We start from the raw sequence: 11,686 nt of genomic DNA, 5'->3' as shown, positions 1-11,686 counted from the left end.
GGCCGAGGCTGTCGCCTGGCCGAGGAACGGGGTTCCCCCTGATGCCGCGCATCGGCATGCCTTCTGATGGCGCGCCCTGATGGCGCGCCCTGATGGCGTATCGGGGCGGCCGGGCTCCCGCTTGCCATCGTCCGGTACTTCCCCGACATTCCGCCCACCGGCGGGCGGCTCGTCCGCCGGGTGAGTGGCCCGCCGCCCCGGCGGGCAACCCGGATGCCGGATCGGGCGTCCTTATCCTTCCGGCTGCCACTGGCCGCCGCTCTTCGCCGAAGGACCGACAGTGCCTCGCATCATCCGCCTCTCCCTTCTGCTGGCCCTTCTGCTGGCCCTGCTTCCGCCGACGCTGCTTCCACCGGCCGCCCTGGCTCAGGGCGCGGCGCCGGCTGCCCCGCAAAGCCCGGCGGAGACGCCGGCGGACCCAGTGGCGGACCCGGTGGCGGACCCGGTGGCGGCGCTGGACGGCATCCTGGCCACGCTGCGCAGCGATCAGGAGCGCGCCGCCTTCGTCCGCCAGCTCGAGGAGCTGCGGACCAGCCTGGCCGCCCGTTCGGCCGCGCCGTCGGCGGGCGACGCGCCGGGGGCAGCGCCGGGGGGCGAGCCCGCCGCTCCCGCCGCCGAAGCAGGTTCGCCGCCGCCGGATTCGGGCCTGCTCGGCGCCGTGGCGGTGGGGCTGAACAATGTCGGGGACACGGTGCGGGACCAGCTGAACAGCGGCAGCCTGATCTTCCGGCTGAACGCCGCCGGCAGCCAGATCCGCAGCCGCTTCCAGGATGCCTGGGAGGACGGCGACCTCTGGGCCTTCCTGGCCTGGGCGGGGCTCGGCTGGGGTGTCGCCGCCGCTCTTCTCTACGGCATCTCCGCCTTGCCCTGGCTGCGTCCCCGCCCGGATGCCGAACGCTTCCGCGCCTCCGGCCGCGCGGCGCTCTGGCGCACGGCCGGGCTGGAGGCGGCGCGGCGGCTGCTGCCCCTGCTGCCGGCGACACTGCTGATCTTCGCCTGGCCAGTGCTCTGGCCGCGCGGCTGGGAGGAGACGCGCCTGTTCCTCACCATCGCCATGCCCTTCCTGGTGGGCGCGCTGACGTGGCGCCTGGGCTTCCCGCTGCTCTACCTGCTGGGCCCGATCCGGGGCTGGAGCACGGTGCGCTATGCCCGCCGCCGCATCCTGCCCTGGCTGGTGGCGCTGTCCGCCCTGGCGGTGGCGAGCACCTCCCTCCAAGAGGCGGAGCTGCGCTGGATCATCGGGCCGGATGTGGCCATGCTGGCGGGCGGAGCGGTGGATCTGGCGCTGGCCGTCGTGGCCTTCCTCTTCATCCTGCGCCGGCGTGGTGGCGTGCGCCGCCTGCTGGCGGGACGGCATACCGGGTCGGAGGAGCCACGCAGCGCGTTGCGCTCCGTCGGCGGGCAACTGGCCAGCAACTGGCACCTGCTCGGCTTCGCCCTGATCCTCGGCCATGTGTTCTCCCGTTTCCTCGGCCTCGGCCATGGCTTCTTCCTGGGGCGCGCCCTCCTGACCATCGGGGTGATCGTGCTGATCCTGGTGGTCACCTTCACCATGAACGGGTTGCTGAAGCGGTTCCTGGAAGGGCGCCAGCAGGCGAGCGGCAGCCTGGCGCGGCAGTTGCAGTGGCGCTACCTGGGCCTGATCCGCCAGGCGCTGCGCTTCGTCGCCGCCATCGCCATCCTGGTGTTCTGCCTGCGGCTGTGGGACTTCGACATCGTCGCCTGGGCCAGCGCCGGCATCGGCCTGGCCATCCTGCGGCCCATCGCCTCCATCCTGGTCGCCGTCGCCATCGGCTGGGTCGTCTGGGTGGCGGTGGACACGGCGGTGGAGCACGCGCTGGCGCCCAAGGAGGGCAGCCGCGGCTGGGATCACAGCACGCGGGCCCGCACCCTGTTGCCGATGATGCGCAACTTCGCCTTCGTCGTGCTCTGCGTGCTGACCGTGATCGCGGTGATGAGCAATCTCGGCATCAATGTCGCGCCGCTGCTGGCCGGTGCCGGCGTCATCGGCCTCGCCATCTCCTTCGGCTCGCAACAGCTGGTGCAGGACGTGATCACGGGCCTGTTCATGCTGATCGAGGACACCATCGCCATCGGCGACACCATCGATACCGGCGACCGCGCCGGCACGGTGGAGAGCGTCACCATCCGCACCGTCCGCATCCGCGATGGCGACGGCGCCCTGCACACCATTCCCTTCAGCCAGATCAAGGCGCTGAAGAACCGCTCGCGCGGCTTCGGCGTCTACACGGTGAAGGTGGTGGTCGGCTACGACTCCGACCTGAACAAGGTGATGGAGATCATGAACGAGGTCGGCGAGGAGATGCGGCAGGATCCCGACTTCCGCGACAACATGATGACCGGCCTGCAGATCTGGGGCGTCGATCAGTTCACGCCCGAGGGCGTCACCATCATGGGCGGGCTGCGGACGCGGGCGCTGCAGCAATGGGGTGTCGGCCGTGCCTTCAACCTGCGGCTCAAGCAGCGCTTCGACGAGGCGGGCATCGCGCTCACCCCGCCGCGCCCGACCGTGATGCTGCCGGCGCGTGGCCTCTGGCCCGAGCCGGAGGTGGGGAACGAGGCGGGGGAGGGCGCCCACCAGCCGGGGTGAGCGATCGCCTCAGTCGATCACGCGCGGGCCGCCGGGCGGGGGCGCGGTGTCGCGCAGCCAGGAGACCGCCCCCTCCGCCGCAGCCCGGCCGGTGGAGAAGCAGGCCTGGAGCAGGTAGCCGCCCGTCGGCGCCTCCCAGTCCAGCATCTCGCCGGCGGCGAAGACGCCGGGGTGGCGCCGCAGCATGAAGCGCTCGTCGAGGGCCTCGAGGCGCAGGCCGCCGGCCGTCGAGATCGCCCGCTCCAGTCCCTGCGGCGCGACCAGGCGCAGGGGCAGGGCCTTGACCAGCTCCGGCAGCCGCTCCGCGGGCATGCCGCCGCGCAGGGCCTCCTGCACCAGGCCGATGGCCACCGGCGGCAGGGCCAGGCTCTTGCGCAGGAAGGTGGAGAGCGACTGGGCGCGCCGCGGCTGCGACAGCCTGCGTCCCACCTCCGCGGCGGGGAGGTCGGGGCGGAGGTCGAGACAGGGCATCGCCACCCCCCGTTCGGCGATCGCCTCGCGCAGGGCGGCGGAGAGGGCGTAGACGGCACCCCCCTCGATCCCCTCCCGCGTGATCATGGCCTCGCCGCGGATCGTGCGGCCCTCGAAGGCGAGGGCGATGCGCTTCAGCGGCGTGCCGGCGAAGCGCTCCGCGAAGTGGGGCGACCAGACCAGGCGGAAGCCGCAATTGGCCGGCCGCAGCGGCGCCACCCCATCGCCCGGGAAGAGGCCGGTCCAGCCCCCGTCGCTGCCCAGCCGGGGCCAGGAGGCGCCGCCCAGCGCAAGGATCGTCGCGGCCGGGCGCAGCAGGCTCTCCCCGTCCGGCCCCTCGACCCGCAGGCCGCCCTCCGGCGCGAAGCCCAGCCAGCGATGCCGGGTGCGGATCTCCACGCCCTGGGAGGCCAGGCGGGCGAGCCAGGCGCGCAGCAGCGGCGAGGCCTTCAGGGCGCGGGGAAAGACGCGGCCGGAGCTGCCGGTGAAGACCTCCTGGCCCAGCGTGGCGGACCAGGCCGCCAGCGCGGCGGGGGGAAAGGCCTCGATGGCCGGCGCCAGGCGGGCCGTGGCGGCACCATAGCGGCCGAGGAGATCGGCCAGGGGCTCCGAATGGGTCATGTTCAGGCCGCCCCGGCCGGCCATCAGGAACTTCCGCGCCACGGAGGGCATGCGCTCCAGCACCAGGACGGGCAGGCCCGCGGCGGCGACGGTCTCGGCGGCCATCAGGCCGGCCGGGCCGGCGCCGATGACAGCGATCGGGGAGGGGGGCTTGGTCTGCACGGCAGCGTTATGCCCGCAACCGCGCCATCCGCCTATCGCATGCGATAGGCCATTGGCAGGGCGGGCGGGGCGGCATAACCCCTGGCCCCGAGATGCCGCCCCCGCCGCCAGGACCGAGCCGACCATGACCCTTGCCCCAACCCAGACCAGCCTTCCCGCCGGCCATGTGCTGACCCTGGCCTGCGCCAACCGCCCCGGCATCGTCGCCGCGGTGGCGGGAGCGCTCTACGAGGCCGGCGGCGACATCCGCGAGGCGCAGCAGTTCGACGACACGGCCACCGGCCGCTTCTTCATGCGCGTCGTCTTCAACGGCATCCCGCCCGAGGGCGAGGCGGCGCTGCGCGAGACGATCGCGGGCGTGGCGGCGCGCTTCGGCATGCAGTGGACACTGCGCGACCGTTCGGAGAAGCGCCGCGTCATGCTGCTGGTCAGCCGCTTCGACCACTGCCTGGCCGATCTGCTCTACCGCTGGCGCATCGGCGAGCTGCCGATGGAGCTGACCGGCATCATCTCCAACCACCCGCGGGAGACCTACGCGCATCTCGACTTCACCGGCGTGCCCTTCCACCACCTGCCGGTGACGCGGGCGACCAAGATGGAGCAGGAGGCGGAGATCTGGCGCCTGTTCCAGGAGACGCGCTCGGACCTGATGGTGCTGGCGCGCTACATGCAGGTGCTGTCGGACGGGCTCTCGGCCAAGCTGCCGGGGCGCTGCATCAACATCCACCATTCCTTCCTGCCCGGCTTCAAGGGTGCCCGCCCCTATCACCAGGCGCATGCGCGCGGCGTGAAGCTGATCGGGGCCACGGCGCATTTCGTCACCGCCGATCTCGATGAGGGGCCGATCATCGAGCAGGATGTCGAGCGCATCAGCCACAACGACACGGCCGAGGACCTGGTGCGGAAGGGCCGCGACATCGAGCGCCGCGTGCTCGCCCGCGCCATCACCTTCTTCCTGGAGGACCGGGTGATCCTGACCGGCAACAAGACCGTCGTCTTCAGCGGCTGAGGCGCCTGGCGGGGTGCCGGCGCCGCCTCACTCCATGCGCACGCCGGGGGCGCTGGCCTTGCGGAGCAGATCGGCCGCCCAGTAGAGCAGCGAACGCCAGAATCCGTGCAGGCCGAGCTGGTGGCGCCGGTAGAGCGAGGCGTAGCTGAACTGCGCGAACCTGCCCTCGATGAAGAGGCCGCCGCCGAGCAGCCCCCGCCGGCCGAGGCTGCCGAAGGCGTTGTACCGCCCGAGCGCCACCAGCGCGCCCTTGTGCTGATAGGCGAAGGGCGTCAGGGGACGGCCGGCGAGATGGTCGGGGAGGGCGCGGGCGAGATGCTCCGCCTGCTGCTGCGCCACCTGGGCGGTGGCGGGCAGCGGCCGCTCGGCCCCCTCGGGCTTGAGAAAGGCGCAGTCGCCCATGGCGAAGACCGCGTCGTCGCGCGTTGTCTGCAGGGTCGGGCGCACCACGAGCTGGCCGCTGCGCGCGCTCTCCAGCCCGTCGAGCCCGTTCAGGAAGGCCGGCGCCTTGATCCCGGCCGCCCAGACGCGGAGCGTGGCGGGGATGCTGCGGCCATCCTTGAGGCGGATGCCGTGGTCATCCACCGCGACCACCTCGGCGCCGGTCAACACGGTCACGCCCTGCCTCTCCAGCTCCGCCCGCGCCGCCTCGGCCACCTTTTCCGGAAGCGCGCCCAGGATGCGGGGCGCGGTCTCGATCAGCGTCAGCCGCAACTGGCGACGCAGCCCGGGGAAGCCATAGCCGCCGGCCAGGTCGAGCGCGGTGGCGATCTCGGCCGAGAGCTCGACGCCCGTCGCCCCCGCGCCGACGATGGCGATATCGAGGGTGGCGTCCGGCGGCCCGGCGATGCAGCGCAGCACGGCGGCCCGCAGCGCCTCGTTGAAGTCCTCGGCCTGCTCGCGGCTGTCGATGAAGGCGCAGTGCTCGCGGACGCCGGGGATGCCGAAATCATTGGCCTGGCTGCCCACCGCGATCACCAGCGTGTCGTAGGCGAGGTCGCGCGCGCCGAGGATCTCAGCGCCGTCCCGGTCCCGGAGCGGGGCCAGGCGGACCCGCTTCGCCGCGCGGTCCAGCCCCTCCATCGCACCGGGCCAGTAGCGGAAGCCATGTCGCCGGGCATGGGCGACGAAGCCGATCTGCTCCGCCCCCGTGTCGAGCGTGCCGGCCGCCACCTCGTGCAGCAGCGGCTTCCAGATATGCGCGGTGTCACGATCCACCAGCAGGATCTCCGCCCGCCCCTCGCGGCCGAGGCGGCGGCCGAGACGCGTCGCCAGATGGATGCCGCCGGCCCCGCCGCCGACGATCAGGATCCTGTGGGGCCCCCGGCGGCCTTTCTCCTGGCCATCCCTGGGCACCGGGGTCTGGGCCATGCCTGCCATGTCTCGTCTCCCTCTGCTGACGGAAAGGGGCGCTCCCCGGCCGGGGGGCGCCCCTTCTCACGCCGTCGTCGTGATGCAGGCCAACCGCCGGCCCGGGCCGGGGTTGCCCGGGTGCCTCAATGCGCCGCCTTGCCGCCCTCCCGCCCCGCGGCGGCTTCGGCATGGCGGCCGCGGCCGAAGCGGCGATGGGTGGCCTCGCGCATCCCCTGGAACACCACGTAGAGCATGGGGATCAGGAAGATGCCGATGGTCGAGGCCGCGATCATGCCGGCGAAGACCGGGGTCGAGACGGCGCGCCGCGCCAGCATCGAGGCACCCGAGGCCCAGACCAGGGGCACCAGGCCCAGGATGAAGGCGATCGAGGTCATCATCACGGCGCGGAACCGCATCTTGGCGCCCTGGGCCGCCGCCTCGACGATGCCGAGCCCGGCCTCGCGCTGTTCCTTGGCGAACTCCACGATCAGGATGCCGTTCTTCGCCGCCAGCGCGATCAGCACGATCAGGCCGATCTGCGCGTAGAGGTCGAGCGGCAGTCCGGCGAGGAGAATCGCCGAGACGGCGGCGAGGATGCCCACCGTGACGGACAGCAGAACCGGGATCGGGATCACCCAGCTCTCATACAGCGCCACCAGGAAGAGGAAGGCGAAGAGCACGGCGAGTGCCAGGATGATGCCGGTCTGCCCCGCCGCCTGCTGCTCCTGATAGGCGGTGCCGGTCCATTCGAAGGTATAGCCGGCCGGCAGGGTGTCGCGGCTGATCTCCTCCATGGCATCCATGGCCGCGCCGGAGGAGACGCCGGGCGCCGGATTGCCGTTGATGGTGATCGACCGATAGTTGTTGTAGCGCGTGATGGTCTGCGGGCCGACCACTGTCCTCACCGTGGCGATGGAGCGCAGCGGCACCATCACGCCACGGCTGTTGCGGATCTCGATCCGCCACAGCGCGCTCGGGTCTCGGCGATCGGCCGCCTCGCCCTGCACCAGCACCTGCCAGGTGCGGCCATAGAGGTTGAAGTTGTTGACGAAGGCACTGCCCAGCGTGGTTTGCAGCGCCGAGAAGACGTCGCTCATCTGTAGGCCGAGGGCCTGCGCCTTGTCCCGGTCGATGTCGAGATAAAGCGAAGGCGAGCGGGAGCTGAAGGTCGAGAAGACCTGGCTCAGGCGCGGATCCTGATTGGCCGCGGCCAGCAGCCCCTGCATGACGTTGCCGATCTCGGCGGGCGACGCGCCCTCCAGCGATTCCAGCTGATACTCGAAGCCGCCGCCTGTCGAAAGGCCGATGACCGGCGGCAGGTTGATCGGGATGATCTGGGCTTCGCGGATCTGCTGGCTCTGCACGAAGATCTGGCCGATCAGCGCGTTGACGTTGTCGCCCGGCCCTCCGCGCTCGGAGAAGGGCTTGAGCTGCACGAACATCGTCGCCGCCGAGGCGCTGGCGCCGCCGTCGAGCAGGGAGAAGCCGATGATCGAGATGGAATCCCGGACCTGCGGCATCTCCTTCAGCTGCGCCTCCATCTGCGCGACGACGCGGCTGGTGCGCGCGACCGAGGCGCCGTCCGGAAGCTGGAAGGCGATGATGAAGGCGCCCTGGTCCTCCTGCGGCAGGAAGCCCGCCGGCGTGCGGTTGGCGACCGTGTAGGCGCCGAAGGCGAAGACGCCGACCAGCACCACGGACAGGATGGACAGGCGCAGCAGCCGCGTGACGATGGAGGCATAGCCGTCGCGCACATTGTCGATGCGGCGGAGCACCCAGCCCATGATCCCCTTCTTCGGCCCCTCATGCCGCAGAAAGACGGCGCAGAGGGCGGGAGAGAGGGTAAGGGCGTTGATCGCCGAGAAGACCATCGCGACCGAGATGGTCACCGCGAACTGGCGGAACAGCTCGCCCGAGAGGCCGGGGATGAAGCCGATCGGCACGAAGACCGAGAGCAGCACCAGGGTGATGGCGATGATCGGGGCGGTGATCTGCGCCATCGCCTTCTTGGTCGCCTCGGCCGGGGTGATGTCCGGCTCCTCCTCCAGCACGCGCTCGACATTCTCCACCACCACGATGGCGTCATCGACGACGATGCCGATGGCCAGCACCATGGCCAGCAGCGAGACGGTGTTGGCGGAGTAGCCCAGGGCCAGCAGCACCGCGAAGGTGGTGATCAGGCTGACCGGGACGGCGACGATCGGGATGACGGTGGCGCGGACGTTGCCGAGGAAGAGGAAGACCACGAGCGCGACCAGGACGAAGGCCTCGATCAGGGTCTTGATCACCTCGTAGATGGTGTCGTTGACGAAGATGGTGGTGTCGAAGACCGGCCGGACGTTCATGCCCTCGGGCATGCGCGAACGCACCCGCTCCAGCGTCGCCTCGACGGCGGCCGCCGTCTGCACCGCATTGGCGCCGGGCGACAGGTAGACGGCCAGTCCGACGCCGTCGCCGCCGTTGAGGCGGGTCATGGCGTCCTCGTTCTGGGCGCCCATCTCGACCCGCGCCACATCGCGCACGCGCAGCACCGAGCCATCCGGATTGGCCCGCAGCACGATATTGCCGAACTGCTCGGGCGTCTCCAGGCGGCCCTGGGTGAGGACGTTCATCTGAATCTGCTGGTCGTCCGGCACCGGCGGGGCGCCGATGCGCCCGGCCGGCGCCTGCAGGTTCTGCGCCCGGATGGCGCTCACGATATCCGACGGGTTAAGGCCGAGGCTCACCAGGCGCCGCGTGTCGAACCAGATCCGCATGGCGTAGTTCTGGCGGCTGAACAGCGTCGCCGAGCCGACACCATCGGTGCGCGACAATTCGTCGATCAGGTTCAGGGTGGCGTAGTTGGTGAGGAAGAGGGGATCGTAGCCCCGTTCGGGGTCCTCGGAGTAGATGAACAGCACCTGCAGGATCGAGGAGGAGCGTTTCTCCACCCTGATGCCCTGCGCCTGCACCTCCTCGGGCATCAGCGCCATCGCCGCCTGGACACGGTTGTTCACGTTCACCGTGTTCATGTCCGGGTCGGTGCCGAGCTCGAAGCTGACGGTCAGCGAGTAGCTGCCATCGCTGCCGCTGTTGCTCTTCATGTAGATCGAGCCGTCGACACCGACGACCTGCGCCTCGAGCGGCTGGGCGACGGCGCTCTCCACCACGTCGGCGGAGGCACCCGGATAGGTGGCCGAGACCTGGACCTGTGGCGGCACGATGTCGGGCAGCTGCGAGACCGGGATGCGCAGCAGCGACAGCGCACCGGCGATGCTCATGACGATCGCGATGACGATCGCCAGGCGGGGCCGGTCGACGAAAACGGCTGACAGCACGGATCAGCCTCCCTGCGGCGCGGCGTTGGCGGCCGGCGCGGCATTGACCGGGTTGCCCGGACGGACGCGCTGGAGGCCCTGGACCACGACGCGCTCGCCCTCCCGCACGCCATCGTCGATCACCGCCAGCTCGGGGGTGGACTGGCTGCTCATGCGGATGGCCCGGCGCTCGGCCACGTTGTTCTCACCGACGACATAGACGAAGTCGCCGCGGGCGTCGCTGAGCACCGCCGCGCGCGGCACGGTCAGCATCTGCACCGGCTGGATCGCCTCCACGACGACATTGACGAACTGGTTGGCCGTCAGCGTGCGGTAGCCGGCGGGGCGGGGGGGGTTGGGGATGCGCCCGCGCAGCAGCACGCTGTCGGTATCCCGGCCGATCTCGTTATCGGTGAAGTCGATGCTGCCGGGCTGGTCGTAGAGCTCGCCGTTCGGCATGCGCAGCCGGATCTGCACGGCGCTCAGCCCGCCGCGATCGGCGTAGCGCACCCGCAGGTCGACCAGCGTCCGCACCGGGACGGTGAAGCTCACATACATCGGATCCTGGCTGACGATGGTGGTCAGGGCGCCGGAATTCGGCCCGACCACATTGCCCACCGTCACCGCCGTGCGGCCGATCCGGCCGTCGATCGGGGAGCGGATCTCGGTGTAGTCGAGATTGATCTGCGCCTGGCGCTGCTGCGCCTGGGCGGAGAGCACCTGGGCCTGGGCGGTGCGCTGGGCCGCCAAGGCATTGTCCACATTGGAGCGCTGACCGGCGACCGTGTTCAGCAGCGCCTGGGCGCGGCTGAGGGTGATGTTGGCGTTGGTGAGCTGTGCCTCGGCCTCGGCCACGGCGGCCTTGGACACGTCGAGCTGCGCCTCGAAGGGCCCTCGCTCGAGGCGGTAGAGCAGGTCGCCGGCCTTGACCTCGGCGCCTTCCTCGAAGGCGCGCTGCTCCAGGAAGGCCGTCACGCGCGCGACGATCTCGACCCGGTTCGGCGCCTCGATCCGGCCGATGAACTCATTGCTTTCGGTGACGGCGCGCTTGGCCGCCGGCATGACGCCGACGGCCGGTGGGCCACCCGGCCCCGGTTGGGCAAGGGCCGGCACGGCAGCCAGCAGGAACAGGCCCACAAGGGCCGATCCGCGACGGAACAGGAGCTGCATGGATCCTCCAGAGAAGCCCGGCGCGTCGCGACCGGCAGCTTGTAAAGATACCTTCCTGTATGTATATAAAAGGGCAGATCGCTAGTCGCAAGGTCAGAGATGGCGCGCCGCACCAAACAGGAAGCCGACGAGACACGCGAGGCATTGCTGGACGCGGCCGAGCAGGTCTTCCTGGAGCGTGGCGTGGCCAGGGCTTCGCTGGACGAGATCGCGAGGGCCGCGGGTTGTACCCGTGGTGCGGTGCATTGGCATTTCCGTGACAAGCTGGGTCTGTTTCTGGCCTTGGACGAGCGGCTGGTCCTTCTGCAGGACGAGTTGCGCGAGCGCCTCTGCTGCGATCCGAATCGCCCCCCGCTGGAGCATATGGCCTATGCCATCTCGGCGGCCATGGACGATCTCGAGAGGGATCCGCGACGCAAGCGGCTGCTCACGATCATGTTGCAGCGCTGCGAGTATGTCGAGGAAATGGCGCCGGCCCTGGAACGCCGGCGCGCGGCCGATCTGGCGTTCCGGACAACTTTGCGCGAACACTTCGAGCGCGCCGAGCTGCGCGGCGAGCTGGCGCCGAACTGGAAGCCTGAACGCGCGGCCTTCTTCTTCTATGCTCTGATTTCAGGGTTCCTGAACGAATGGCTCCGCGGAAACGCGGGCTTCGAGCTCGCCGCCGAGGTGGGCCCTGCGGTTTGCACTTTTCTGGCCTGCGTGGCTCAACAACCCGCTTCCTGAGGAGTCGTAGCATGCGGCGAACCTTGCTCATCGCGACCGCATTCCTGCCGATGGGACTGGCCGCCTGCGGCCATGCCCCGCCGGCGCCGCCGGAGGTTGGCGGTCCCACGGTCAACGCCATCCGCGGGGTGGATCCCGGCTTCGCGCCCCTGCGCCCGGAGAGCGGCAATATCTGGGCCGACGGGCTGCAGGAGCCGCGACGAGCGCCATGACCTTTTCTATCGACAAAGGATATCTCCGCATGCCGCGATTCCGGTTCTGGACCAC

At 70.6% G+C, this 11,686-nt stretch carries 8 protein-coding genes; 4 read left to right on the top strand and 4 right to left on the bottom strand.

The genetic code is table 11. The features are described from left to right. The first annotated feature begins 280 nt into the window (after nucleotides 1-280). Nucleotides 281-2,611 carry a mechanosensitive ion channel domain-containing protein gene (locus D9598_RS21660; RefSeq protein WP_198367247.1) on the top strand — a complete coding sequence of 777 codons (2,331 nt, stop codon included), beginning with the start codon at nucleotides 281-283 and terminating at the stop codon, nucleotides 2,609-2,611. Between the two features lie 9 nt (nucleotides 2,612-2,620). On the opposite strand, the gene D9598_RS14455 is transcribed toward D9598_RS21660, so the two are convergent. Continuing rightward, the gene (locus tag D9598_RS14455) at nucleotides 2,621-3,865 is read right to left on the bottom strand and encodes an NAD(P)/FAD-dependent oxidoreductase (protein WP_370592036.1); all 1,245 of its coding nucleotides are present in this window, start codon (nucleotides 3,863-3,865) and stop codon (nucleotides 2,621-2,623) included. 124 nt (nucleotides 3,866-3,989) lie between these two features. Here D9598_RS14455 and purU point away from each other — a divergent pair, with 124 nt between their 5' ends. After that, the gene (purU, locus tag D9598_RS14450) at nucleotides 3,990-4,874 is read left to right on the top strand and encodes a formyltetrahydrofolate deformylase (protein ID WP_198367245.1); all 885 of its coding nucleotides are present in this window, start codon (nucleotides 3,990-3,992) and stop codon (nucleotides 4,872-4,874) included. Between the two features lie 27 nt (nucleotides 4,875-4,901). Here purU and D9598_RS14445 read toward each other — a convergent pair whose 3' ends face one another. The 3 genes from D9598_RS14445 to D9598_RS14435 all read right to left on the bottom strand — a co-directional run bounded on the left by D9598_RS14445 (nucleotide 4,902) and on the right by D9598_RS14435 (nucleotide 10,693). Then, nucleotides 4,902-6,245: an NAD(P)/FAD-dependent oxidoreductase gene (locus D9598_RS14445; RefSeq protein WP_198367244.1), complete on the bottom strand. Its 1,344-nt coding sequence runs from the start codon at nucleotides 6,243-6,245 to the stop codon at nucleotides 4,902-4,904. 125 nt (nucleotides 6,246-6,370) lie between these two features. Beyond that, the gene (locus D9598_RS14440; protein ID WP_198367243.1) at nucleotides 6,371-9,544 is read right to left on the bottom strand and encodes a multidrug efflux RND transporter permease subunit; all 3,174 of its coding nucleotides are present in this window, start codon (nucleotides 9,542-9,544) and stop codon (nucleotides 6,371-6,373) included. Nucleotides 9,545-9,547: 3 nt separating this feature from the next. Further along, a complete protein-coding gene (locus D9598_RS14435; protein WP_198367242.1) occupies nucleotides 9,548-10,693 on the bottom strand; it encodes an efflux RND transporter periplasmic adaptor subunit in 1,146 nt (381 codons plus the stop codon). A gap of 99 nt (nucleotides 10,694-10,792) precedes the next feature. On the opposite strand from D9598_RS14435, the gene D9598_RS14430 reads away from it, so the two are divergent. Both D9598_RS14430 and D9598_RS14425 read left to right on the top strand, forming a co-directional pair. Beyond that, the gene (locus D9598_RS14430) at nucleotides 10,793-11,419 is read left to right on the top strand and encodes a TetR family transcriptional regulator (protein WP_198367241.1); all 627 of its coding nucleotides are present in this window, start codon (nucleotides 10,793-10,795) and stop codon (nucleotides 11,417-11,419) included. An 11-nt stretch (nucleotides 11,420-11,430) separates the two neighbouring features. Further along, the gene (locus D9598_RS14425; protein WP_198367240.1) at nucleotides 11,431-11,631 is read left to right on the top strand and encodes a hypothetical protein; all 201 of its coding nucleotides are present in this window, start codon (nucleotides 11,431-11,433) and stop codon (nucleotides 11,629-11,631) included. Nucleotides 11,632-11,686 lie beyond the last annotated feature (55 nt).

This window comes from Roseomonas sp. KE0001, from assembly GCF_016107285.1.
In the GTDB taxonomy this organism is placed as follows: domain Bacteria; phylum Pseudomonadota; class Alphaproteobacteria; order Acetobacterales; family Acetobacteraceae; genus Pseudoroseomonas.
The sequence above is the reverse complement of the archived record's forward strand: the minus strand, read 5'-3'. Positions and strand labels throughout refer to the sequence as shown.